Annotated in this window: 19 protein-coding genes; 15 read left to right on the forward strand and 4 right to left on the reverse strand. The window is 74.1% G+C overall.

Annotated features, from left to right (window positions below; all coding sequences use genetic code 11):
• Positions 1-405: 405 nt before the first annotated feature.
• The 11 genes from E0L36_RS08750 (at position 406) to E0L36_RS08800 (ending at position 14,878) form a co-directional block, all read left to right on the forward strand.
• A complete protein-coding gene (locus E0L36_RS08750) occupies positions 406-1,059 on the forward strand; it encodes a histidine phosphatase family protein (protein WP_180928245.1) in 654 nt (217 codons plus the stop codon).
• Positions 1,056-1,859 (forward strand): DeoR/GlpR family DNA-binding transcription regulator, encoded by an 804-nt coding sequence (locus E0L36_RS08755; RefSeq protein WP_180928246.1) that lies wholly within the window; start codon positions 1,056-1,058, stop codon positions 1,857-1,859. Before E0L36_RS08750 ends, E0L36_RS08755 begins: the two co-directional genes overlap by 4 nt.
• Positions 1,860-2,045: 186 nt before the next feature.
• A complete protein-coding gene (locus E0L36_RS08760; RefSeq protein WP_180928247.1) occupies positions 2,046-3,521 on the forward strand; it encodes an FGGY-family carbohydrate kinase in 1,476 nt (491 codons plus the stop codon).
• A 712-nt stretch (positions 3,522-4,233) separates the two neighbouring features.
• A complete protein-coding gene (locus E0L36_RS08765) occupies positions 4,234-4,686 on the forward strand; it encodes a pyridoxamine 5'-phosphate oxidase family protein (RefSeq protein WP_180928248.1) in 453 nt (150 codons plus the stop codon).
• A 130-nt stretch (positions 4,687-4,816) separates the two neighbouring features.
• Complete coding sequence (locus E0L36_RS28230) at positions 4,817-5,662, forward strand: bifunctional 2-polyprenyl-6-hydroxyphenol methylase/3-demethylubiquinol 3-O-methyltransferase UbiG (protein ID WP_180928249.1); 846 nt, start codon at positions 4,817-4,819, stop codon at positions 5,660-5,662.
• Between the two features lie 352 nt (positions 5,663-6,014).
• Positions 6,015-6,764 (forward strand): class I SAM-dependent methyltransferase, encoded by a 750-nt coding sequence (locus E0L36_RS08775; protein WP_180928250.1) that lies wholly within the window; start codon positions 6,015-6,017, stop codon positions 6,762-6,764.
• Positions 6,765-6,810: 46 nt separating this feature from the next.
• A complete protein-coding gene (locus tag E0L36_RS28235; RefSeq protein ID WP_180928251.1) occupies positions 6,811-8,049 on the forward strand; it encodes a cytochrome P450 in 1,239 nt (412 codons plus the stop codon).
• A 234-nt stretch (positions 8,050-8,283) separates the two neighbouring features.
• On the forward strand, positions 8,284-8,823 hold the full coding sequence (locus E0L36_RS08785) for a nucleoside deaminase (RefSeq protein WP_180928252.1): 540 nt from the start codon (positions 8,284-8,286) through the stop codon (positions 8,821-8,823).
• A gap of 464 nt (positions 8,824-9,287) precedes the next feature.
• On the forward strand, positions 9,288-12,485 hold the full coding sequence (locus E0L36_RS08790) for an amino acid adenylation domain-containing protein (protein ID WP_180928253.1): 3,198 nt from the start codon (positions 9,288-9,290) through the stop codon (positions 12,483-12,485).
• Between the two features lie 543 nt (positions 12,486-13,028).
• Positions 13,029-13,856, forward strand: coding sequence for a class I SAM-dependent methyltransferase (locus E0L36_RS08795; RefSeq protein WP_180928254.1), 828 nt, complete (start codon positions 13,029-13,031; stop codon positions 13,854-13,856).
• A gap of 137 nt (positions 13,857-13,993) precedes the next feature.
• Positions 13,994-14,878 carry a class I SAM-dependent methyltransferase gene (locus E0L36_RS08800; protein ID WP_180928255.1) on the forward strand — a complete coding sequence of 295 codons (885 nt, stop codon included), beginning with the start codon at positions 13,994-13,996 and terminating at the stop codon, positions 14,876-14,878.
• Between the two features lie 24 nt (positions 14,879-14,902).
• On the opposite strand, the gene E0L36_RS08805 is transcribed toward E0L36_RS08800, so the two are convergent.
• From E0L36_RS08805 to E0L36_RS08815, 3 genes are all read right to left on the reverse strand, one after another.
• Positions 14,903-16,708, reverse strand: coding sequence for a bifunctional metallophosphatase/5'-nucleotidase (locus E0L36_RS08805; protein WP_308416673.1), 1,806 nt, complete (start codon positions 16,706-16,708; stop codon positions 14,903-14,905).
• Between the two features lie 103 nt (positions 16,709-16,811).
• Positions 16,812-17,603, reverse strand: a complete 792-nt coding sequence (locus E0L36_RS08810; RefSeq protein ID WP_180928256.1) for a VOC family protein — start codon at positions 17,601-17,603, stop codon at positions 16,812-16,814.
• A 59-nt stretch (positions 17,604-17,662) separates the two neighbouring features.
• Positions 17,663-17,992: a plasmid stabilization protein gene (locus E0L36_RS08815; RefSeq protein ID WP_180928257.1), complete on the reverse strand. Its 330-nt coding sequence runs from the start codon at positions 17,990-17,992 to the stop codon at positions 17,663-17,665.
• A 779-nt stretch (positions 17,993-18,771) separates the two neighbouring features.
• Here E0L36_RS08815 and E0L36_RS08820 point away from each other — a divergent pair.
• From E0L36_RS08820 to E0L36_RS08830, 3 genes are all read left to right on the forward strand, one after another.
• Positions 18,772-18,981, forward strand: coding sequence for a hypothetical protein (locus tag E0L36_RS08820; protein WP_180928258.1), 210 nt, complete (start codon positions 18,772-18,774; stop codon positions 18,979-18,981).
• A 374-nt stretch (positions 18,982-19,355) separates the two neighbouring features.
• The gene (locus E0L36_RS08825) at positions 19,356-19,763 is read left to right on the forward strand and encodes a TIGR03618 family F420-dependent PPOX class oxidoreductase (RefSeq protein ID WP_180928259.1); all 408 of its coding nucleotides are present in this window, start codon (positions 19,356-19,358) and stop codon (positions 19,761-19,763) included.
• Positions 19,764-20,043: 280 nt separating this feature from the next.
• Entirely contained in the window at positions 20,044-20,736 is a 693-nt protein-coding gene (locus E0L36_RS08830; RefSeq protein WP_180928260.1) for a TetR/AcrR family transcriptional regulator, read from the forward strand.
• Between the two features lie 205 nt (positions 20,737-20,941).
• Here E0L36_RS08830 and E0L36_RS08835 read toward each other — a convergent pair whose 3' ends face one another.
• Positions 20,942-22,204: a glycoside hydrolase family 18 protein gene (locus E0L36_RS08835; RefSeq protein WP_180928261.1), complete on the reverse strand. Its 1,263-nt coding sequence runs from the start codon at positions 22,202-22,204 to the stop codon at positions 20,942-20,944.
• Between the two features lie 413 nt (positions 22,205-22,617).
• On the opposite strand from E0L36_RS08835, the gene E0L36_RS08840 reads away from it, so the two are divergent.
• Positions 22,618-23,790, forward strand: a complete 1,173-nt coding sequence (locus tag E0L36_RS08840; RefSeq protein WP_180928262.1) for an acyl-CoA dehydrogenase family protein — start codon at positions 22,618-22,620, stop codon at positions 23,788-23,790.
• The last annotated feature ends 339 nt before the right edge of the window (positions 23,791-24,129 follow it).

A 24,129-nucleotide genomic window follows, 5' to 3' on the forward strand; every position in this document is an offset into this window, starting at 1 on the left:
CCACGGTGGCGGGGCCGGGCGCGGCACGGCGCGCGCCGGGTGGCGCGCTCGGGGCTCCGGTGCTGAGCAGGCGCATGGTCGGGCCTTTCTGCGGGGGACCGGGCCCCCGGTCGGTTCCGGGCTGTCCCGGTACCCCGGACAGCTCCGGGGTACCGCGACGCGGTGCGCGGCCCGCCGGGCTCGCGGTTCGCGAGGTCCGGGACGGCGGGTGCCGCGCTCCCGGTGGGTGCGGACCAGTGGGACGGATGCCGGTCGACGGCCGTGGACCCACCGCGAACGGTGACGGCCACCCTTTTCCAACATCGTGGGTGTTAGATTTAACAGACTCCAGTTGAAGAGGCAATGCGGTGTGCGCCATCGGCGCACCCGCCGAGGCGGAACCACCCGCGGAGGAGGGCACGTTCGATGACAGCCCGGCTGCTGCTCGTGCGGCACGGTGAGACGGAGTGGCACGCGGAGAACCGCTACGCGGGGAGCTCGGACGTCGCGCTGACCGCGCGCGGCCTGCGCCAGGCGGACGAGCTGGGCCGCTGGGCCGCCACGCACGGAGCGGACGCGGTGGCCTGTTCCCCGCTCAGCCGCGCCCGGCGCACCGCGGCCCCGGCGGCCGAGGCCCTCGGGCTGCGCCCCGAGGTTTACGAGGGTCTGCGCGAGATGCACTTCGGCTGGGGCGAGGGCCGCACCATCGCCGAGATGGAGGCGGAGGACGCGGAGATCGTCCGCCGCTTCCGCGACGACCCCGAGGGCGGCGCCTTCCCCGACGCCGAACTCCCCTCGTCGGCCGCCGCGCGCGCCACCGCGGCGCTGCGCGAGCTGGCCGGGCGGCACGCGGGCGGCACCGTCCTGGTCGTGGCGCACAACAGCCTGCTGCGGGTCGCCCTCTGCGGACTGCTCGACATCCCCGTCGGCCGGTACCGCGCGATCTTCCCCCGGCTCGACAACGCCGCCGTCACCCGGGTCGACCTGGACGGCGAGCGGGCCGCGCTGCGCTCGCTGAACGTCCCCACCGGGCGGCCGTCCGCCGGGCCCGGCCGGGCCCCGGGGGAGGCGGGGGCGTGACGGGCCCCGGCGCGGGCACCGCTCCGCAGGAGGCCCGCCGTCAGCGGATCACCGAACACGTCGTGGGGCACGGCACGGTGAGCGGCGCGGAGCTGGCCGAACTCACCGGCGTCAGCCTGATGACCGTCCACCGGGACCTGGACGAACTCGCCCGGCGGGGGGTGCTGCGCCGGTACCGGGGCGGCGCCTCCGCGCTGCCCTCCACCGTCTTCGAGAGCAACCTGGACTACCGGCTCGGCGTCAACATCGAGGCCAAGGAGGCCATCGCCGCGGCCGCGGCCCGCCTGGTGGAACCGGGGATGTCGGTGCTGCTCGACGACTCCACCACCGCGCTGGCCCTGGCGCGGCGGCTGGTGGAGCACGATCCGCTGACGGTCGTCACCAACGCCCGCCGGGTGGTAGAGGTGTTCGCGGGACTGGCCGGGGTGCGGCTCATCGCGCTGGGCGGCGAGTACTCGCACACCCACGACTCGTTCCTGGGCATGCCCTGCATGGAGGCGGTCAAGGCCCTCTCGGTGGACATCGTGCTGGTCAGCACCTCGGCGCTGGACGCCAGGATGACCTACCACCAGGAGCAGGACGTGGTGCTCGTCAAGCGCGCGATGGTGGCGGCGGGCAACCGGAGGGTGCTGCTGATGGACCGGTCCAAACTCGCCAGGACCGCGCTGCACCGGCTGGCGCCCGTCGAGGACTTCGACCACCTGGTGGTGGACGACGGCCTGTCCGAGGACCTGCTCACCCGGCTGCGCGAGCGCACCGACGTCCTCGTCGCGCCGCCCGTGGCGCGCGGCCCCGGCTGAACCGGCTCGCCCGCCCCGGCTCGCCCGCCCCGGCCGGTCCGCCCGGCCGCTCCGGCTGAACGATCCCGGCCACCCGGCCCGTTGACCCTCCGCCCCCCGATCCCGAAGCCGCTCCGTATCCCGCCGCACGCGGTCGCCCGCCCCGGGGGCGGACCCTGACGCACGCCCAGAAAGGTCGCACCCGCCATGAGTCAGCCCGCCGAGACCACCCCCGTCCCCGTCGTCGCCGGAATCGACGTCGCCACCGCCGCCGTCCGCGTGGTCTGTGTGGACGCCGGTGGCCGGACCCTGGCCACCGGGGGAGCGCCGCTCCCCGCGCCGGTGCGCGGTCCCGGTGGGCACAGCGAACAGGACGCGCGGGCCTGGTGGCCCGCGGCCGCCGCCGCGCTGCGCCAGGCCACCGCCGCGCTGCCCGGCGGGGGGCGGGAGGTGGTGGCCGTCGCGACCTCCGCCACCTCCGGCACCCTGGTGCTCGCCGACACCGCTGGTGAGCCGGTGGCGCCAGCGCTGATGTACGACGACAGGCGCGCGGCCGACCTCAACGCGGCCGCGCAGCGGCTCGGCGCCGGGCGCTGGCGGTCGACGGGACTGTCCGTCGGCCCGACGGCGGCACTGGGGCGGCTGGTCTGGTCCCTCCGCGAGGCGGGCGCGGACGCCGCGCGGACGCGCACCGTGCTGCACACCCCCGACCTGCTCGGCTGGCGGCTCACCGGCGGCCCCGTCGCCACCGACTGGAGCCACGCGCTGAAGACCGGCTACGACCCGGCGGCGGGGGAGTGGGCCACCGAGGTCTTCGAGGCGCTGGACGTCCCGCCCGAACTGCTGCCGGAGGTACGGGCACCGGGAGCCGAGGTCGGCCGGGTCAGCGCCGCGGCGGCGGCCGAGACCGGGCTTCCGGAGGGCTGCCCGGTCCGGCTCGGCATGACGGACGGCTGCGCGGGACAACTCGCCACCGGCGCGGTCCGCCCCGGCCAGTTCGTCGGTGTGCTCGGTACCACCTACGTCCTCAAGGGCGTCACCGCTGAGTTGGTCACCGACCCGGCGGGCTCCTTCTACAGCCACCGGCACCCGGACGGCTGGTGGCTGCCCGGCGGCGCCTCCAGCACCGGCGGCGAGGCGCTGGCAGACACCCCGGCCGAACGGCTGCCCGCGCTGGACGCCGAGGCGGCGGCGCGGGGACCGGCCCGGGGGGTGAGCTACCCGCTGCGCCGGGAGGGGGAGCGCTTCCCCTTCGTCTCCGGCGAGGCCCGCGGCTTCACCCTGGGCGGCCCGGCGGACGAGGTGGAGCGGCACCGCGCGGCACTGGAGGGCGTCGCCTTCCTGGAACGGCTCGCGCTGGAGACCGTGGAGGGCCTGGGGGTGCGTGTCGAGGGCCCGTTGTACGCGGCGGGCGGGGGCAGCCGCAGCGCGCTGTGGACCCGGGTGCGGGCCACGGTGCTCGGACGTCCGCTCCAGGTCACCGAGGGGGCGGAGACCGCCGTCGGGGCCGCGCTGCTCGCCGCGTCGGGCGGTCTGCATCCCGATCTCACCTCGGCCGCCGCCGCGATGGTCGGCAAGGGGCGGCTGGTGGAGCCGGTCGCCGCCGAACGGGACGCACTGGAGGAGTCCTACGCCCGCTTCACCGGCGAACTGCGCGCCCGGGGCTGGCTCACCACCCCCTGACCGCCCCCCCCGCGTGGTCGACGGTGGTCCCGCGACCGCCACCAACCGCCGTACGCCGCCGAGGAGTTGACGAAACGCCGCCGAGGGGTTGACGAACCTCCCGCGCTGTCCGTGCTCCGAGTCCCGCTCCTCCCCCCCGTGGCCGTGCCCGCGCGCGGCGGCCGTGCCACGTGGGGGTCCCCGTCCCGCGTGCCGGAACACCGGGTCGAGCACGGTGAGTTCGCCGCTCGCGCCGGCACCTCCCGTGCGGCGGCAGGCTGTTGTCACTCGAATGTCACTCCGGAGTGTGAACACGGGCCGGTGGGTGTGCGAGGTGAGTGCTCCAGTCCGGGGAACGGCCAACTCCGGGGGTGGCGACGGGGATTCCCCACGGCGCTCGTTGTTCGCCCGGCGGCGAGCGGGGTGTTACGGGGCGCGCGCGATACCGGCGTACGGGAAAAGCACTCAGGGAACTGCGAAATGATAAACGGCGGAATGCGGTATGCGTCAACGCGGGCCGTACGGCGGGGAGTTATCAGAGTGCGTATCCATCCCGCCGTCGAGTGGAAAGCGAACAGAACCTCGAAGAACAACAATAGTCGCGTTAATCTCCACGGTTTGCTCCTGTAGGGTCACGGGAAATGATGCTGGCGCGCGGTAAGCGCCACACTCCATGTGGACCTCGTCCGGCCGACTTCGGCCGTTCTGAAGAGCAATCCCGAGGAAGGACGCCATGAGCATTGCCATGCCCACCGGAACCCGGGAGAGATTTCTCGCCGAACCGCGCGTCGGAGTTCTGGGAGTCACGGACCCGCGGGGGCGGCGGGCCCCGTTGCTGGTGCCGCTCTGGTTCGACTACCAGCCCGGGGGAGAGGTCGTCCTGCACACCGGCCGCAACACCATCAAGGCTCAACTGGTGCGCGCGGCGGGTCGGTTCAGCCTCTGCGTGCAGGACGAGACGCCCCCCTACCGGTACGTGAGCGTGGAGGGCCCCGTCACGGCCGTGGAGGAAGCCCTCAACCCGGCGCTCCGTTCGGCCATCGCCCACCGCTACCTGGACGCGGAGACGGCCACCGCCTACCTGGAGACCACCAAAGAGCAGCTGGCCGAGGACGTCGCCTTCCGGATGCGCCCCGAACACTGGCGCACCGCCGACTTCTCCACCTTCGCCACCTCCTTCAGCTGACCAGCCCGGCGCCCCGGTCGGCGCCGCACCGTCCGCCGCGACCGCCGGTCCCGCAGCCCCCGCACGGGGCCGGAGCCCGCGCGTTCCACCGGTGCCTCCGCCGCGCCCCGCCTAACAGACAGGACGCTTCGTGATCGAGAAAGAGTCCCCCGCCCCGTCGACCACCGTCCCCACGGCCCCCCGGCAGGGCCTGGCCCTCGGGGTGGCCCACCGGTTAACCGGTGAGCAGGCCGGCGGCGACCCCAACGACCCGTTCGGCAGCGCCTACTCGGCGGTCCACGAGTCCGGAGCCCAGCGCGGCGAGACCCACCTGGTCTACGAGTTCGAGGACGGCTACGTCTACGCCGAGGACGCGGCCGACTACTTCACCGAGCCCGACCGCTGGCTGCCCGTGGACCGTTGGGCCTGCCAGGACGTGCGGGGCCGCATTCTGGACATCGGCTGCGGCGCGGGCCGTCACGCCACCCACCTGGTCCGGCTGGGACACGACGTGGTCGGAGTCGACCCGTCCGTCGGAGGAGTGGCCGTCGCCCGTGCCCGGGGGATCGACGCCCGGGTGGGTTCCGTTCCCGAACTCCCCGCCGACCTCGGCACGTTCGACACCTTCCTGATGCTCGGCGCCAACCTCGGACTGCTCGGCGAGCCCGGCCGGAGCAGCCGCATCCTCGACCGGCTCGCCGAACTCGCCCGTCCTGGCGCCCAGTTGATCGGCACGAACATCGACTTCGAGGCCATGCCCCGGCCGGGTGGTGGGGAGGCGGTGCCCGAACCCGCCGACGAACCCCCCTCCGTACAGCGCTTCGCGCGAATGCGGGTGCGCCACCGCACCGCCGCCACCGACTGGTTCGACTTCCTCTTCTGCCCGCCCAACCGGCTTCAGCAGGTCACCGCGGACAGCCGCTGGCGCGTCACCAGCTTCCGCCGGGACACCGCCACCGAACTCCCCACCTACATGGTGCGGTTGCTCCTGCAATGACCCAACTCCGCCGGTGCGCACAGTCCGTGGCACACCGGTGGGCGCCATGTCCGGTGCCCGCCCGGCTCCCCGGACCGCTCCGTGCGCCCGCCTCGCCCGGCCCGGCCCGGCGCCGGACACGGCGGCCAACCACCGTGCGGCGGCACCCCGTTGAGCGGTCAGGGCGCGCGGGGCGCACCGGCCACCGAATACCCGTCCACCGTCGCGTCACCCGAAACCCCCAGACTGCTTCGGCTGTTTCAGCGGGGGAGGTGGCGCCGGGCCGCGCGATGTCCGTCCGCGCACGGCCGCCACCCGACCGCAGCCGCCACCCGACCCCGGCGCTCCGCGCCGCCCGTCAGGAGAGACCTGAATGTCCGCCCAGACCACCCACTCCGCACCGGAGCGACTCGCCGTCACGGACTACGACGCCTTCGGAGAGCGGTACGTCGCCTTCACCAACTCCACGCCGTACAACGCCTTCTACGACCGTCCCAGCGTGCTCGGCCTCGCCGGGCCGCTCGACGGCGTCCGAGTCCTGGAGATCGGCTGCGCGGCCGGTGGACTCACCGGCGAGCTGATCGAGCGCGGGGCCCGCGTCACCGCCGTCGACCGCAGCCGCCGGATGCTCGACCTGGCCCGCGAACGGCACGGCCACCGGGCCGAGTTCCGGGTCCAGGACGTGGCCGACCCCCTGGAGTTCGCGGCGGACTCCTCCTACGAGGTGGTCACCGCCTCGCTGGTGATGCACTACCTGGAGGACTGGGGCCCCACGCTGCGCGAGGTGCGCCGCGTACTGGAGCCGGGCGGCCGCCTGGTGCTCTCCACCCCCCACCCGGCCGCGAGCGTCCGCTGGGACCAGGGCATCGACTACTTCCGCACCCATCTGATCACCGACGAGTGGCGGCTGGGCGACGAGCCGATCCCCGTCACCTTCTACCACCGCCCCCTGTCGGCCATCTGCGACGCGCTGCGGGACGCCGGGCTCGCGCTGGACCGGCTGGCCGAGCCGATGCCGCTGCCCGAGTGCGAGACGCACTACCCCGACGAGTACGCCTGGCTCACCACCCAGCCGACCTCGCTCTTCGTGCGGGCCGTCCACCCCGCGGACGAGGGGCGCTGAGATGGCACGCGCCACGGCGGCAACGGAACCCGAGAACGGAGCAGGTGTGAAAACCGAGGAACTGCCGGAGTCCGTCTTCTTCACCAGCCAGGGGGACTACTTCCCACCCGAGTACGACCGGCTGCGTGAACGGGCGCCCATCGCGCGGCTGACCACCAACACCGGTGACCCCGTCTGGTACGTCACCAGTCACGACTGGGCTCGGGAGGTGCTCGGCGACCCGCGCTTCAGCCTGAGCCTCACCCACCACGAGGGCGTCTCCCAGCGCGACGAACTCACCATCCCGCCGATCGGCACCAGCGTCGTCAACCGGCTGACGGAGACCGGGGTGCGCGGCGAGTTCATGCGCCACGTCGGCGCCGGCCAGACCAACGTGGACGAGGAGTGGGTGCGGGCCACCGGCCGGGACCTGCTCCGGCGGATGAAGGCCGGGGGCGCCCCCGCCGACCTGTGCTCCGCCTTCGCGGTGCCGATCTCGCTGCTGGTGGGCGCCAGGCTGCTCGGGCTGCCGGAGGAGGACATCGACCTCTTCGAGGAGATGGTCGACAAGGACCTCACCTTCGGCGGGTACTCGCTGGAGGAGCGCGAGGCCAACATGGCCCGCAGCCAGAGGTACATGCGGGCCCACCTGCACCGCGAACGCGACGAGCCCTCCGGCCTGCTGGACGCGATCTACGACGCCGGGCAGCGGTACGCCGAGCGGTACGCCGCGGGGACCACGGGACGGGAGCCCAGCGCGGCCCCGATCACCGAGGACGAGTACATGAACATCGCGGTGTCGCTGTTCATCTCGACCATGGGCAACCCCGGGGCGCTGCTGGCGACGGGCGCGCTGGCGCTGATGCGGCACCCGGAGGACGCCCGCAGACTGCGGGAGCGGCCCGAGCTGATGTCGACCGCCGTGGACGAGATCCTGCGGTACACGCTCACCATGGGCGGCGGCCTCGCCCGCGTCGCCCGGGAGGACGTGCCACTCGGCGACGCGCTGGTGAGGAAGGGCGAGTTGGTGATGGTCGCCACCGACGCGGCCAACTACGACCCGGCCGTCTTCCCCGAACCGTCCCGCTTCGACATCGAGCGCGAGGGGGCCTCCGCCCACCTGAGGTTCGGCGGAGGACGGCACCACTGCCCGGCGTCGCAGCTGAGCCGGAACATGGCCGCGATCGGCTTCGGCGTCCTGCTGGAGGAGGTCCCCACGCTGCGGCTGGCGCACCCGGACGAACCGGTGCGGTGGATCGAGGACCGGCACGTGCTGATGCCCCGGCAGCTCCCCGTGAGCTGGTGAGCGGCGCCTCGCGGGAGGCGCGCGCCCCACCGCGCCCGCGCCCCGAGCCCCGTCGCGCGGTGGCGGCGCGGGCGGCCGCCGCCCGGAGCGTCCGACGGCCGGCCAGCCCGTCGGCCGGGCACCCGCGGACGGCGCGACCGGGGCCCGCACCCGGCCCGTACCCCGAACCCGGAGGAACCCGTGACCCCCGCAACGCCCGCTACCTCTCCCCACCGGCCGGTGGTGGAGGACCCGGTGACCGAGACCGACCGCCGGTATCTGCACCGCACCCTCGAACTCGCCTGGGAGGCGGTGCGGGAGGGCAACGCGCCCTTCGGAGCCGTTCTGGTGGACGCCACCGGCACGCTCCGGGGGGAGGGCGGCAACCGTGCGACCTCGGACGACGACCTCTGCGCCCACGCCGAGACCGAGGTGGCGCGCCGCGCCGTCCGGACCATGACGCCCGCGGAGCTGCGCGGCTCCACCCTGTACAGCAGCGCCGAACCGTGCGCGATGTGCGCGGCGGCGCTGTTCTGGGCCGGGGTGGGCCGCGTCGTCTTCGCCACCGGGGTGGGCGAGATGGCGGACATGCCCGGTGAGGGTGGCTTCCTCACGCTGCCCTGCCGCGCGGTGTTCGCCTCCGGCGGGGAGCCCACCCGGGTGGCCGGACCGGTCCGCCTGCCGGAGGCGGAAGCCCTCTGGGCGGCGTTCCTGGGCCTGGCGGCGGACGGCGGTCCGCCGGACCCGGCCCGGGTCCCCGTCTCCTGGACCGACGTACCGCCCGGCGCGCGGTGACCGGACCCACGGCCCGCCCGGTCACGGCCGGGCGGGCCGCCCAGCCGCGCGCGGCGCCGGGACGCTCCCCCGGGACGGGGGAGCCACCGGCGCCCGTTGGCGGCTGAGCCCCGCCACGCGCCCGGGTTCCGCCGCCCGGAACCCACCACGGACCGACCGCGCCCCGGCGGCCGGGCACCCGCCGTGTCCGCCAGGGACCGTCTCCTCCCCACGTCTCCCGGCCTCCGGGCCGACTGTCCCGTGTCCGCTCGCGGGAGGCCGTACTCCGTCCGTCCCCGTGGCCGGCGTGCCCGTGCGCGCCGGCCCCCGACGATCCCTCCGGCAGCCGGACCCCGACCCTCCCGGGCGGGGCCCCGTTCCGGTGGCAGCACTCCCCAACCCCTACGGCGCTGCGGACGCGGCCCGCTCACGCTGCCGCGCGGCGGAACGCGCCGCGCGCCGGAGTCCTTGAGAGAAGAGCACGCATGAGCACACCGCCGAGCGACCTGATCGACCAGGTACGGCTCTGGAACGAGACCACCACCCCCTATCCGCGGGACAGCGCGCTGCACGAGCTGTTCCACCAGCAGGCCCGGCGGACGCCCGCGGCGCCCGCCGTGGAGCACCACGGACGCACCCTCAGCTACGGCGAGCTGGACCGGCGCGCGGCCCGGCTGGCCGAACGGCTCCAGGCGGTCGGCGTGCGCCCCGGCGCACGCGTGGGCATCAGCGGTGGCCGCTGTGTGGAGTCGCTGGTGGCCGTGCTCGGCGTGCTGCGGGCTGGAGCCGCCTACGTGCCGCTCGACGACGGCTTCCCCGAGGCGCGGCTGCGCGCGATGGCCGAGGACGCGGAGGTCCAGGTCGTCGTGGTCCTGCCCGGCTCGGTGTGCCGTCTGCGCCAGCTGCGGGCCACGGTCGAACTGACCGCCGACGACGCCCCGGAGACGCGGGCGGAGACGCGGACGGAGAGGGGGGCCGGGGACGCCGCGGACGGCCCCGGCACCGCGGTGGACGCCACGACGTGCGCCTACGTCGTCTTCACCTCCGGCTCCGCGGGCCGCCCCAAGCCGGTCGCGGTACCGCACCGCGGGGTGGTCCGGCTCGCGGTGGGGACCTCCCACCTCACCGTGACCCCGGACGACCGGGTACTGCACGGCTACAGCCTCTCCTCCGACGCCTCCACCATCGAGATCTGGTCGGCGCTGCTCAACGGCGCCTGCCTGGTGCTCCTCGACCGCGAGATCCTCGTCTCGCCACTCGGCCTGGGCCGGGAGATCGGCGAGCGCCGGATCAGCGTCGCCTTCCTCACCACGAGCGTGCTGCACCACACCGCCCGCACCCACCCCGGCGCCTTCGGCGGGCTGCGGCACCTCTCCGCCGGCGGGGAGGCGCTCGACCCGCACCTGGCGCGCCGGGTACTGGCCGAGTCACGCCCTGGCCAGTTGATCAACTTCTACGGCCCGACCGAGAACAGCGTCATCTCCACGGCCCAGGTGGTGCGCGACGTACCGCCGGAGGCCGACTCGGTGCCCATCGGCCGTCCCGTCGCCAACTCCACCTGTTACGTGGTCCGTTCGGACGGGACCCTCGCCGAACCCGGCGAGGACGGCGAACTGTACGTGGGCGGCGACGGCCTGGCCCTCGGCTACTGCGGCGACGACGAGCTGACCGCCCGCCACTTCGTGCACGCCACGTTCGGGGAGGCGGAGCCGCGGCGGCTGTACCGCACGGGCGATCAGGCCCGCTGGCGCGCCGACGGGGTGCTGGAGTTCCGTGGCCGCCGCGACCGGCAGGTCAAACTCCGGGGCTACCGCGTGGAGTTGGACGAGGTCGAGACCATCCTGCGGTCGCATCCCGAGGTGGGGGAGGCCGTTGTGGAGGCGGTCGGGGACGGCGCCGAACTGCGCCTCGCCGCGTACGTCACCCCCGCCGTCTCCGGCAGCCCACCCGCCGCCGAACGGCTGCGCGCCGCCCTCGCGGAGTGGCTGCCCCAGCACGTCCTGCCGCACCGCATCCAGGTCCGCGCGGAGTTCCCGGTGGCGCGCAACGGCAAGGTCGACCGCCGGGCGCTGCTCGCCGAACCGGTGAACACCCCCGACGCCGCACCGGAGTTGACCCTGGAACCGGTCGTCCAGGTCCCGGCCGCCCGGCGCCCCGAACAGACCGCCGCCCGGCCGGACACCGCGGGAGGCGCCCTCCAGCAGAGCCTCGGTCAGGTGTGGGAGACGCTGCTGCGGGTGCCGGTCAGCCCCCAGGACAGCTTCTTCGACCTCGGCGGCGACTCGCTGCTCGCCTCGGAGATGGTCACCCGGTCGCTCAACCTGCTCGGGATGGAGGCCGCTCACGGCAGCGCGCTCGTCCGCCACCTCCTCGACGACCCCACCCTCACCGGCTTCGCCAGCACCGCCCACGCGCTGCGCCGGGGAGCCGCCACCGGCGCGGCCCCCGAACGGGTCGACTTCGACCGGGAGGCCGACCTGGGCGCCGCGCTGCCGGAGGCGTCCGGCCCCGCGCCCCGCGTTCCGCAGCGCGAGATCCTGCTTACCGGCGCCTCCGGCTTCGTCGGCGCCTTCCTGCTCGACCGGCTGCTGCGGCGCACCGACGCGCGCGTCCTGTGCCCGGTGCGGGCCAGGGACGCCCGGCACGCGCGGCGCCGGGTCCTGAACAACCTGGCGCGCTACCACATCGAGGCGGACTGGCCGCAGGAGCGGCTGGTGTGTTTCCCCTCCGACCTGACGGCACCCCAACTCGGCCTGGACGAGAAGCACTTCACGGAACTCTCGGAGACCGTCGACCTGGTGCTGCACGCCGGGGCGCTGGTCAACTTCCTCTACCCGTACACCGCCCTGCGGCAGGCCAACGTGGAGGGCACCCGGGAGGTGATCGCGCTCGCCGCGCCCCGCCGCGTCCCGGTGCACTTCGTCTCCACCATCGCGGTGATCGCCGGGTTCGGCTCGGCCGGGGTGCGCTACGTCCCCGAGGACGTGCCCCTGCGCCACGGCGACCGGCTGACCATGGGCTACGCGGAGAGCAAGTGGGTCGCCGAGGGGCTGTTGCGGGAAGCCGCCGACCAGGGCCTCCCGGTGACCGTGCACCGCCCGTACGAGGTCACCGGGGAGCGCCGCTCGGGGATCTGCAACACGGCCACGGCGATCAGCTCGCTCTTCCGCACCATCGCGGAGACCGGACTGGCCCCGGACATCGACCTGCCGCTGGACTTCGTACCGGTGGACTACCTCGCCGACGCCGTCACCCACATCCTCACCACCCGGCCCGCCGAGAGCCGCGTCTACCACCTCACCAATCCGCGCCCGGCGACGCTGGCCGACATGATCGGGCGGATGCGGGCCGCCGGGCACCACATCATCGACCTGCCCTACAAGGACTGGGTGGGGGAGCTGGTGCGGCACGTCGCTGCGCATCCCAACAGCCCCACGGCGCCGTTCATCTCGCTCTGCGTCGACCACGGCAACAAGTCCGACCTCAGCATCAAGGAGCTGTTCTTCAACGACGTGTTCCCGGCGTTCGGCCAGGAGAACGTGGAGCGTGGGCTGGCGGGCTCCGGCCTCGACTGCCCGCCGGTGGACGCCGCCCTGCTCGACCTGTACCTGGAGTACTTCTACCGCACGGAGTACCTGCGCCGTCCCGACCGCGCTCCCGCGCTGGAGCACGGCGCGTCCTGAACCACGGCCGGGCGCCCGGGAGTTCCGCCACGTCGACGGCGACCCGGGCGCCAGCGCCGCGCGGTGACCGGCGGTGAGCGCGCGGCACGGCGGTCGCGGTGCGCCTGTCCGGCGGGGCGGGAGGCCCACGGAACTCCCGTCCCGCCCGGAGGCGCCGCCCACCGTTCCCGTTTCCGGGTTCGCGCGGTTCCCGGTACGCGGGTTGCCGTTACCCGGGTTCCCGGAGGCCGGATTCCCGGTGCCCAGGTAGCCGGACGGTACTGGGGCGGTTTTCGAGCGGTATTCGAGCGGTGAGTGGTATTGGGTTCCCCGGTCTCCCGGCGCACGCGTTCCCGGTAACCCGGTTCCGGCATTCCCGCATTCCCCCGCGCCGGGTTTCGTATCCCGGATCCGTACGCCCGGATCGGTACCCCCGGATCCGCGCTCCGCGCACGCCCGCGCCCGGGGGGGCACCGTGCGGCGCCATTTTGACCAGTTACGTCTTTCGGGGCCTTTTCCGGGGATCCTGTTGCCCGTCACGGATCCCGCGTATTCGCTTTCCTGGTGACGTTCGGAACGGTGAAGGGGAGCAACACGGTGGACATGGTGGGGAGTTCGGGTGGACAGGGGCTTGAGGCGGACCTGCGGGAAACGGAGTGGGCGGACGAGGAGGTAGCGGAGTCCTACGCGGAGATCGAGGCGTCCACCGACTGGCTGCTGGGCTATCCCTTCGTGTTCCGCGCGCTCGGCCTCGGCCGCGAGTCCGGCCGGGTCGTCCTGGACTTCGGCTGCGGCCACGGCAAGGTCGCCGACCACGTGGCCAAGCGGTACGGCGCGCGGGTCCTCGCCGCCGACATCTCCCCGGCGATGCTGGAGGCGTCCCGGCAGCGCGGCAACCCCCTGCTGGAGCACCACGCCCTGGTCGACGACCGGATCGCCGGACTCCCGGACGCCTGCGCCGACCAGGCCATGTGCAACTACGTCCTGGTCTGCGTGCCCACCCGCGAACAGCTGCACCGGATGTTCAGCGAGGTGTACCGGCTGCTCAGGCCGGGCGGGACCTTCGTCGTCCTCAACCCGGACCACGAGCGGCGCGGCGTCCGGTTCGACTGCTTCGAGCTGGGCGAACCCGGGGTGGAGTACCGCCCCGGTGACCCGATGCCGGTCCGGTTGAAGCGGAAGGACGGCTCCTGGTTCGACATCGTGGACGTCTACTGGCCCGGCGAGGTCTACGAGGAACTGCTGCGCGAGGTCGGATTCCGGAACGTCGAGCGCCGGGCGCACGTCCTGGAGGACGCCCGGGGCCTCGCCGACGAGGAACTGTTCCACAGCCGGGAGTGGGCCGCCGAGCGCACCACCGCGCCGTTCCTGATGTTCACCGGGGTCAAGTGAGGCCGGACGCCACCGGGGAGCCGTCGCCGGGGCGGCCGGGTGCACACCGGGCCGTGCCAGCCCGGCCGCCTCCCGCGCGTCCGTTCGCCGCGTCCCTCACCGACCACCGCCGTGCCCAGGCCCCGGGAGCCCCTCCGATGACCAGCGTCGAACCGTCACTCACCGCTCACGTCCCCAGCGCCGAGGAGGTCGCCGCCTCCTACGACACCGACGACGTGTCGCTGGCGATGATGCACGACATCACCACCCTGCACACCGGCCTCTTCGTGGAACCGGGCCGCACGGCCCCCACCGCCGACCTCGCCCAGGTGCTGCGGTCGGCCGGGGACCGGCTGACCGACTACCTCATCGATCTGCTGGAGCCCGGGCCGGAGGACCACCTGCTCGACATCGGCTGCGGCGCGGGTGGCCCGGCCCTCCGGCTGGTGGGGCGGACCGGAACCCGGGTCACCGGGATCACCGTCAGCAAGCAGCAGGCGGACCTCTGTCAGGAGCTGCGGCTGAGCCATCCGGCGGCCGAACGGGCGGAGTTCGCCTGCGCCGACGCGATGGCACTGCCCTACCCGGACGGCACCTTCGACCTCGCCTGGTCGATCGACTGCTTCATGCACCTCGCCGACCGCTCCGCCGCGCTGCGCGAGGCCCTGCGCGTGCTCCGGCCCGGCGGCCGCCTGCTGCTCACCGAGTTCGCGCTGCGCGGCACCCCCACCGAACACGAGGTGGCGGCCTACACACAGCTGTGCACCGCCCCGCCGCCCACCTCGCTGCTGACGCTGCTCTCGGAGGTCGAGCAGGTCGGTCTCGACCTCGTCCAACTCCAGGACCTGACCCCGAACATGCTGGTCACCAGCGAGTTGGTGTGTGTGGTCTACCAGCAGAAGCGGGCCGAGCTGGAGCGGCGGTTCGGCACCGTCGACACCGACGCGCTCGAACCCCTCCGGGAGTCCGGGCGCGGCTTCTTCCGCGACCACCTCGGCTACCACCTGCTGGTGCTGCGCAAGCCGCTGCCCCCGGCCGGATGACCGGGCCGGGGCGGGCGCCGGGTGTCAGCGCCAGGTGACCCGGTCCGCCGCCGGGGCGCGCAGCGGCTTCCCGGGCGAGGAGTGGCCGCGCAGGTAGTCCACGAGGGCCGTCAGGTCGCTGGGCCCGGTCTCCCGGCGGGTGCCCTCGGTCAGCACGCTGAACCCGTTGCCGCCCTCGGCCAGGAACTCGTTGACGGTCACCCGGTAGGTGTCGCCGCCGCGCACCGGTTCACCGGCCACCCGGACCGTGTCGGTGAGCAGCCGGTCGGCCCCGGAGCGGCGCGTGTCGGCCTCGTAGCGCAGGGCGCCGGAGGGCTGGAGCACCTCGGGTGAGTCGGCGTGGGAGCCGGAGAACTGCTGACGCAGCACCGCCAGCAGCTGCTCGCCCGTCAGGTCCATCGTCACCAGCGGGTTCTCGAAGGGCTGTACCTGGAACGCCTCGCCGTGGGTGACCACCCCGTCCCCCTCGCGGCCGGAGGCGCGGTGGACGAGATCGGCGCGGACACCACCCCAGTTGAGCAGCGCGAGCTGGGCGCCCTGCTCCCGGGTGGCCGCCACCTGGGCGTCGCTGACGAGGTCCCCGAGCGGGGTCTCGGGCCGGTCGGAGCCGCGGCCGGGGATGTCCTCCGCGATGTGGCCGACCGGCTCGTTCGCCACCGTCGCCGAGCGCTTCCGCCACGTCTCCACCACCCGGGAGACCCCCTCGTGCCCCGGGGTGTCACCGGTCACGACGTGGTTCCGGGCACGCGCCGAGGGACGGACCAGCTCGCCCGACTCCCGGTCGAGTTCGAAGCGGACGTCGGTGTAGGTCCGGCTGAAGGAGGCGGCCTGGGTGATCAGCCGGGGCTCACCCGCCGGATCCGGCAGGGTGCAGACGAACGGCTCGTGCGTGTGGCCGGTGACGAACATGTCCACCTTCGGGCTGACGCGGGCCGCGATGTCCTTGGCCCGGCCGGTGAGTTCACTCGCCGGGCCCCGGGCGTCGCAGTCGGCGTCGTAGGTCCGCCCCGCTCGCGTTCCGCCCTCGTGGAGCAGCGCGACGATGGCCCGGACGCCGCGCCGGTCCAGCTCCGCCGCGTACCGGTCGATGGTGCGCACCTCGTCCTGGAAGACCAGGTCGCGGGCCTTGCTGGCGCTGAGCGCGTCCTGGGTGTCCCTGCTCGTCAGGCCGACGAACCCGATGCGTTCACCGCTCGGCAGCCGCTTGATCCAGTAGGGCGGCAGGATCGGCTCCCGCGCGGAGCCCCGGGCGGTCCCGGCGCCCGCCCGGGGCAGCACGTTGGCGGCTAGGTAGGGGAAGTCCGCCCCGTCGTAGGGCTGTTGGGGATCGGCGCAGCCGTCCTCCGGGTGGCAGCCGCCACGGTCGATCCGGAGCAGTTCCGCCACGCCCTCGTCGAACTCGTGGTTGCCGACGGAGGAGACGGCCAGGTCGAGCGCCTCCAGTGCCTCGACGGTAGGTTCGTCGTGGTAGGCGGCCGAGAGCAGCGGACTGCCGCCGATCATGTCGCCGACGGCGACGGTCAGCGAGTGCGCCGTCCCCGCGTCGGCGCGGGCCGACTCCAGCAGGGTGGCCAGCCGGGCCACGCCGCCCGCCGGGACGGTCTCGATCCGGCCGTCGACCCCGGTCCGGGTGATCGCCCCGGCGGGTCCCGGCGCCGGATCCAGGTTGCCGTGCAGGTCGTTGACGGCGAGGAGCTGTACGGGGGTGGTGCGGTCCTCGGCGTGGGCGGGGGCGCTGGCCACGGACAGCGCCGCGACCAGCGTGAGGGCCACCCCGGCCGCCGGGAGCGGACGGCGGGAGGCGGCGGGGCGAGGGGGTGCTCCGTGCACGGAGGGGCCCTTTCCTGGGAGGAGATGATCTCCTCAGCCCTCCCCGGACCATCCGTGACGGGATCCACCCGAAGGGGTGGCGGCGACCCCGGCCGTCCGCGTGTCAGACGCCCCGGGCGCGCACTGTGAACAGCGCGCCGTCCGGATCGGTGAGGGTCACGGCGGGGGATCCGGACCCCCGGTCGGCGGAGACCGCGGTCCCACCGGACGACTCGGCCGCCGCCACCGCCGCGTCCACGTCCCAGACGTAGAAGGCCACCTCCCAGCGCGGCCGGATCCGCGGGTCGGGCGCGGCCTCGATCGCGCCGCCGAGCAGGGTCGCCGCGACGTGACCGTGTACCAGCACCCGCACCGTGTCCTCCGCGTAGTCCACGTCGCAGGTGCCGTTGCCCCGGGCCCACTCCAGCAGTTCCGCGTAGAAGATGGCGGCGGCGAAGGCGTCCCTGGTCCGCAGGTCGAGGCGGGCCGGTGGGGAGTGTTGCTCGGCGTGCCAGTTGGCGACCACCGGGCCCTCCCAGAGGGCGAACCAGGCGCCGTGCGGGTCGGCGGCCACCAGGGCCCGGCCCTCGTCGAACCGCAGCGGCCCCACGGCGACCGTCGCCGCGCGCTCCCGGATCCGGTCCCCGGCCACGTCGACGCTCGGTACCGCGAAGTACGGGGTCCACGTCACCGGAACGTTCAGCGGATGGCCCTTGGAGCCGATGCCCGCGATCGGCATCTCGTCCCGGTAGGCGATGGTGAACTCCGTGTCCGGTCCGGCGCTCTGGAAGGTCCAGCCGAGCACCCCGGAGTAGAAGTCCACCGTCGCGTCCAGCGAGGTGGCCGAAAGGCTCACCCAGCAGGGCGCTCCGGGGACAGGGGTGATGTCCGGGTTCGGGCGGATGTGGGCACACATGGGGCTCTCACCTTCCTGGCCGTCTGCCGGGGCGTGAGCCGTCCCCGGGGCGCCCGCCGTCAGCGGCCGAGCGCCCGGGACAGCTGCCGTTTGTCCATCCTGGAACGTCCCTCGATGCCGCGCTGCCTGGCCTCGTTGTAGAGCTGGTCACGCGTCGGCCCCTGGGCGCCCCGGCGGTTCCCGGAGCGTTCGCCGCCACGCCGCGACGCGGGCTTGTCCCGGACCGAGGTACGGCTCGCCCGCCGTGCCTCGCCGGACTGCGCCCGCTCCTTGTTGACGGTGCGCGAGGCGATCTCCTCGGCCCTCCGGGTCGAGGCGCCACGCTGCTTCTGGCCCTCCTTGATGTGCTCGTACTGCCGCTCGCGCTTCCGGCTGGATCCGGCGGGCATGGTGCCTCCTCGGGGTCGGTGCGACGATGTCCCGCCTTCCGGGGTGGCTCCGTGCGGCGCGTCCAAACCTCCCGGCCGCGCCCGCTCCGGTGCCGTCCGCCCCGGCCCTGGGGCCTGCTCCCGCCACGGCCGGGGCGAGCGCGGGGCAGCGTCCGGGAGACGCTGCCCCGTACGGGTGAGGAGGGGACGAGTCCGGTCCGCGTGGGCGCGGACCCCGGCGGGGACCACGGAGACAGGGGGCGAGGTCAGCGGACCGGACTCGGAGCGCGGGGCGGCGACCCCGGCGTTCCGCACGGCCGCCTGGCGGGCCGTGAACCCCCGGTGACCGGATGCTCCCCGTGGTCGCGCGGCACCCCCGGGTGACGGGAGAGGCGGCGCTACCGTGCGTGACGGAGGCCCGGGCCACGGGGCCCTCCCGGGAGACCGGAACGGTGGGGAACGGCCGTGGCGGCCGGGAGGACGTGGCGTGGCCGGCCCGGACCTCGGTGCCCCGCTCCCGCGATCCCACCGCCCGACTTCCCGCGCCCCGCGCCTTGTTGGTTACCCCCAGGAGGGCGGGGCGCGGCCCGGCCCGGACGGCTCCTTCGCCCCGCGCGTCTCCCTCGTCCGGAACAGCCGCTTCCGTCCACGGGGTTGACCGCCGGTGTACCGGGCATCACCCCCTCGCAGCTCGCTTGCCGGAACCGCCGGGCCGGGAGAGACCGTCCGGACGGCGTCCAGGCCGCCCAGCGCGGGATGCGTCCCCACCCGAAGCCACCGTGATCCCAAGGAGGTTCGACGTGGAGTGGTACGACTGGCTGTGGGGCGGCCTGCTGGGCCTGGGTCTGCTGGCCGAGGTGTGGGCGCTGCTGAACCGGTCCCGTGGCGACACCCTCTCGGAGCGCACCCGCGCCTGGTTCCGCACCCACACCCGGCCCGGGCGGCTGGTGTTCGCCGTCGCCTGGACCGGCTTCGCGGGCTGGTTCCTGGTGCACATCCTCGCTGGCTGAGCTGAGCGGCCCCACCCCGTCCCGCTCCGGACCGCGCCCCCGGCGCGCGCCATAGCGGGAGGTGAACGCCCAGGCCACAGCGGGGCGTTCACACCGCGGCGCCGCCCGGCGGCGCCGCGTGCCAGGCCGCCGACGGGACGGCCCCGGGGTGGAGGAACAATGGGACGGCGCCGTGGGACGGCCGGGCCGGAGGGCGCGGCCGTTCCCGGAACGCGGCCGACGGCGGGCCCCCGCCAAGCCCGGCCGGGGCGCGGACGGCGGACCGGCCGTGGAACCCGTACGGGCCGGGGAACCGGTGTGCCCCGGGTGACCGGGGCACCTCCGTACGGTCGCCACGACCCGTGCGACGCGTCAGACCTGTGGAGAGAGGCACGATGACAGCCCGGCACCTCGCTACCGATCCGGAGTTCCGTGCGTTCTGGGAGGAGCGGCACATCGGCTTCCTCAGCACCACCCGCCCGGACGGTGGTCCGCACCTGGTCCCCGTCGGGGTGACCTACGACCCGGATGCCGGGGTGGCCCGCGTCATCACCAGCGGTACCAGCCGGAAGGCGCGCAACGTGCGGGCGGCCGGGGGCGCCGCCCGCGTCGCGGTCAGCCAGGCCGACCGGGGACGCTGGGCGACACTGGAGGGCACCGCCGTCGTCCGGGACGACCCCGCCTCCGTCTCGGACGCCGTCGCGCGCTACGCCCGGCGCTACCGGACGCCGCGGGAGAACCCGGGCCGGGTGGTCATCGAGATCACCGTCACCCGGACGATGGGCAACGTCCGGCGGCGCTGACGCCCTCCGCCGCCCGTCCCCGGCCTCGGGCCCTCCGGGACCGCCGCCGGGGTCCGGGGGCCGCCGCCGGTTTCCCTCCGGGGAGCGGCCGCCCCGTCACACCCGTCGCCCGCTGGTCCGGCGCCGGCGGAACAGACCTACCCGAAGGCCCAACTTCCCGCGGGCCAGGCCCAGTCCGCCGGTGGGTGCGGGGGCCGGAAGGCGAGGTGAGCGGGGACGTGGGGGCGGCCCGCTCTGACATACTTCGGTCTCCCATGGACTGCGGAAACAAGGGCGGGAATTGGACAGCAGCCAGCAGTACCGGGGGCGCCGTGGCGAGAGCCCGCGCTCCCAGGCGCGCCGCGCCGAACTGATCGTCGTCGGGCGGACGTTGTTCGCCCACACCTCGTACGACGCGCTCTCCATGGACGACATCGCGCGGCAGGCGGGCGTCGCCAAGGGCCTGATCTACTACTACTTCGGCAACAAGCGCGGCTACTACCTCGCGATCATCGAGGAGTCCGTCGCGGAACTGGTCGACGGCGCGGCTGATGACCCCGAACTGCCGCCGGGGGAGCGGGTGGAGCGCACGCTCGACGGATACCTGCACTACGCGCAGCACCACCAGGCGGCCTACCGGACCATCGTGACCGGCGGTGTCGGACACGACAGCCAGGTGCTGGCGATCCGGGACCGGGTCAGGGAACGGCTGTTGACCACCCTCGGCGAGGAGGTCTGGGAGGGTGCCGAACTCCCGCCGCTGGCCCGGTCGGCGCTGGTGGGCTGGCTGTCCTCGGTGGAGGGGGTCACGCTGGACTGGTTAGCCCGCGGCGAACTCGAACGGGCCGAGGTGTGCGCGCTGTTGGTCAGCACCCTGCGCCGCACGCTGGAGGTGGTCGCGGAGTTCGGGGCGGGTCCCGCTCCGGTGCCGTCCGGCGCTCCCGCACCGCCGCGTCCCCGTCCCGTCCACACGGCGGGTTTCGCGGAGAGTTGAGGGCGCCGGTTCGCTCCCGCTCGTCAACGAACCGCCACGCGGCGACCGTTCGCGACGCTCGGTGCCCGGCCCCGCCGGGGGAGCGGAGGGGCCGGGCACGGACAGGCGAGAGGGCGGAGCGGCATGTGGGGTGCCGCTCCGCCCCCGGGCCGACGAGCCGACCGGGAATTCGGCCCGCCGCGTGACGGGTGGTCTCAGACCGCCGTCACGAGATGGAGTTGATCAGTTCGCCGTTGCTGGTGTCGCCGCTGAGTTCCCAGAAGAACGTGCCGCCCAGGCCCTGTTCGCTGGCCCACGCGCTCTTGTCACCGATCGTCTTCGGGGTGTCGTAGCTCCACCACTGGTCGCCGCAGTGCGCGTAGGCGGTGCCGCCCGCCTCGCCCGTGGCGGGGCAGGACTCCTTGAGCTTCTTGTAGTCCTCGATGCCCGCCTCGTAGGTGCCGGGTGCCGCGCCGGTGGCGGTGCCGCCCGGTTCCTCCTGGGAGACGCCGGTCCAGCCGCGTCCGTAGAAGCCGAGGCCGAGCAGCAGCTTGTCGGACGGGATGTCCAGCGCCTTCAACTTGCTGATCGTGTCTGTGGTGTTGAACCCCTCCTGCGGTATGCCGTCGTAGGCGGACAGCGGGGAGTGCGGCGCCGTCGGGCCCTGCGCGTCCCAGGCGCCGAAGTAGTCGTACGTCATCGGCATGTACCAGTCGACGTACTGCGCCGCCGAGGCGTAGTCGGTGGCGTCGATCTTCCCGCCGTCCGAGGCGTCCGCCGTGATGGCGGCCGTGACCAGCTGGTCGTCCCCGAACTTGGCGCGGACCGCCCTCATCACGTTGGCGAGGGCGTCGGGACCGCTCTCGTCACAGGTCAGCCCACAGGCGTTGGGGTACTCCCAGTCGAGGTCGATCCCGTCGAACAGGCCCGCCCACCGCTCGTCGTTCAGCAGCTGGTAGCAGGACTCCGCGAACGCCTCGGGGTTCTTCGCCGCCTCGGTGAAGCCGCCGGACCAGGTCCAGCCGCCGAACGACCAGAGGACCTTGAGGTCCGGGTGCTTCTCCTTCAGCTTGAGCAGCTGGTTGAAGTTGCCGCGCAGCGGCTGGTCCCAGGTATCGGCCTCGCCGTCGACGCTCTCCTCGGCGGTGTAGGTCTTCTCGTAGTCCGCGAAGCCGTCGCCGACGGTGCACTTGCCGCCCTGGACGTTGCCGAAGGCGTAGTTGATGTGCGTGAGCTTGTCCGCCGAACCCGAGGTCTCGATGTCCTTGACGTGGTAATCGCGGTCGTAGACACCCCAGTTGGTGAAGTAGCCCACCACCCGGTCCGCGGCCTTGCCGGAGGCGGCGCTCGCGGACGGCGAACCGGGCGCCTCCGCCGTCGCGTTGGGGGCCAGCAGTGTGGTGGCCAGTACGGCGGCGCAGGCGGCGCCGATGAGCGCGGCCACCGAGCGGCGCCAGCCGTGTGATCGTCTTCCGTTCCTTCGGAGCATGGGTCTCCTCACGGGTGTGGGGGAGAGGAACGTGCCTGGCTCTGGTGCGTGAACGGTGCGGCCACGGGGCGAACCGGCGTGGGTGTCATGGGCACGCCCGCATGGCCACTCCGGGAAATCTAGATGGACTAGACCAGTCCGTCAATGGTTCGGACCAATAGGGTTTCCGGTTTTCCCGGCCCCGCCGACCCGGGTCCGGGCGTCCCAACTCACAGCCGCCGCGCCGTGACGCGAGCACGGTGATCGGGCATACTCCACTCGTCCCCATCGCAGGTCATCCCCACCGCAACCCGGGCGGGGCCGAGTTCGTGCGGTGCGTGCGCCCTGACCCCGCCAGGTCGGAGCCACCTCGCGGGGCGGGTCATCCCACACCCGGGTCGCCGCCATCGCCGTCCAACAGGAGGAGCGCCACCATGTCCGAGTACGGTCCACAACCGGTCGACCGCGAACTCCCCACCGACGAGGCACGCGAACTCCTGGGCCTCGTACGGGACATGAACCGCCGTGAGATCGCTCCGACGGCGGCCGAGGACGAGGCGGCCGCCCGGTTCCCGCGCGAGGTCTTCGCGCTGCTCTCCCGCTCCGGTCTGCTCGGCCTCCCCTATCCGGAGGAGTACGGCGGCGGGGGCCAGCCCTACGAGGTCTACCTCCAGGTGCTGGAGGAACTCGCCGCCGCCCGCCTCACCGTGGGGCTCGGTGTCAGCGTCCACTCGCTCGCCTGTCACGCGCTCGCGCACTTCGGGGACGAGACGCAGCGTGCGGAACATCTACGCGCGATGCTCACCGGTGAACTGCTGGGCGCCTACTGTCTCTCCGAGCCGTCCTCGGGGTCCGACGCGGCGTCGCTGCGCACCCGGGCGGTGCGGGACGGCGACGGCTGGGTGCTGAACGGCAGCAAGGCGTGGATCACCCACGCCGGGGTGGCCGACTTCTACACCGTGCTCGCGAGGACGGGCGAGGCGGGGCCGCGCGGCATCACCGCCTTCCTGGTGCCGGGGGACGCCGAGGGGCTGAGCGCCGCGCCGCCCGAGCGCAAGATGGGCCTCAACGGATCGCCCACTGCCCAGGTTCACCTGGACGGGGTCCGGGTGCCGGACACCGCGCGGATCGGCGCGGAGGGTGAGGGCTTCGGTATCGCGCTGGCCGCGCTCGACTCGGGCCGCCTGGGGATCGCGGCCTGCGCCATCGGCGTGGCCCAGGCCGCGCTGGACGAGGCCGCCCGGTACGCCACCGGACGCGAGCAGTTCGGGCGTCCCGTCGCCGACTTCCAGGGGCTGCGCTTCCTGCTGGCCGACATGTGCACCCAGGTCGAGGCGGGCCGCGCGCTCTACCTCGCCGCGGCGCGCCGCCGGGACGCGGGCCGGCCCTTCGGGCGGCAGGCCGCCGCCGCGAAGCTGTTCTGCACCGACGCCGCGATGCGGGTCACCACCGACGCCGTGCAGGTGCTGGGCGGGTACGGCTACACCGCCGACTTCCCGGCCGAGCGGTACCTGCGGGACGCCAAGGTGCTCCAGATCGTCGAGGGCACCAACCAGATCCAGCGCGTGGTCATCGCCCGGCACCTGCTGGGCCCGGAGAGCCGCTGACCGAGCGGGGGACCACGGGCGGTTCCCGGCGTCCCCCGCTCCCCGCGGCCCACTCCCGCCGCCAGTCCGGCTGACGGACCATCCGGCCGCCCGGTGGCCCGGCGCCCCAGGCGCCCCGGCGTTCGTATCGGCCCGTTCGCGCTCCCCGGGGTGCGGTACGGGCCGATCGGCGTTCCGCGCGCCGGGCGCGGGGGCCGGTGCCCGGCCGGTGGTGTGCCGGTGGACCTGGCGGGTGGCCGGGTCAACGCCCGCCGCCGGGGCCTGGCTTCCGGATCGAGGAGACGTCCGTCACAGCACGTATCGGCCATTGACGGGGACGCCGCTTCAGCGCAGTATCTG

Source organism: Streptomyces sp. AJS327 (genome assembly GCF_013450295.1).
GTDB lineage: Bacteria > Actinomycetota > Actinomycetes > Streptomycetales > Streptomycetaceae > Streptomyces.

Excerpts from the sequence above, each read along its gene's own strand:
- E0L36_RS08810 (WP_180928256.1), bottom strand. The coding sequence starts at position 17,603 with ATGTGTGCCCACATCCGCCCGAACCCGGACATCACCCCTGTCCCCGGA.
- E0L36_RS08760 (WP_180928247.1), top strand. The coding sequence starts at position 2,046 with ATGAGTCAGCCCGCCGAGACCACCCCCGTCCCCGTCGTCGCCGGAATC.
- E0L36_RS08750 (WP_180928245.1), top strand. The coding sequence starts at position 406 with ATGACAGCCCGGCTGCTGCTCGTGCGGCACGGTGAGACGGAGTGGCAC.
- E0L36_RS08825 (WP_180928259.1), top strand. The coding sequence starts at position 19,356 with ATGACAGCCCGGCACCTCGCTACCGATCCGGAGTTCCGTGCGTTCTGG.
- E0L36_RS08815 (WP_180928257.1), bottom strand. The coding sequence starts at position 17,992 with ATGCCCGCCGGATCCAGCCGGAAGCGCGAGCGGCAGTACGAGCACATC.
- E0L36_RS08840 (WP_180928262.1), top strand. The coding sequence starts at position 22,618 with ATGTCCGAGTACGGTCCACAACCGGTCGACCGCGAACTCCCCACCGAC.
- E0L36_RS08790 (WP_180928253.1), top strand. The coding sequence starts at position 9,288 with ATGAGCACACCGCCGAGCGACCTGATCGACCAGGTACGGCTCTGGAAC.
- E0L36_RS08800 (WP_180928255.1), top strand. The coding sequence starts at position 13,994 with ATGACCAGCGTCGAACCGTCACTCACCGCTCACGTCCCCAGCGCCGAG.
- E0L36_RS08765 (WP_180928248.1), top strand. The coding sequence starts at position 4,234 with ATGAGCATTGCCATGCCCACCGGAACCCGGGAGAGATTTCTCGCCGAA.
- E0L36_RS08775 (WP_180928250.1), top strand. The coding sequence starts at position 6,015 with ATGTCCGCCCAGACCACCCACTCCGCACCGGAGCGACTCGCCGTCACG.
- E0L36_RS08835 (WP_180928261.1), bottom strand. The coding sequence starts at position 22,204 with ATGCTCCGAAGGAACGGAAGACGATCACACGGCTGGCGCCGCTCGGTG.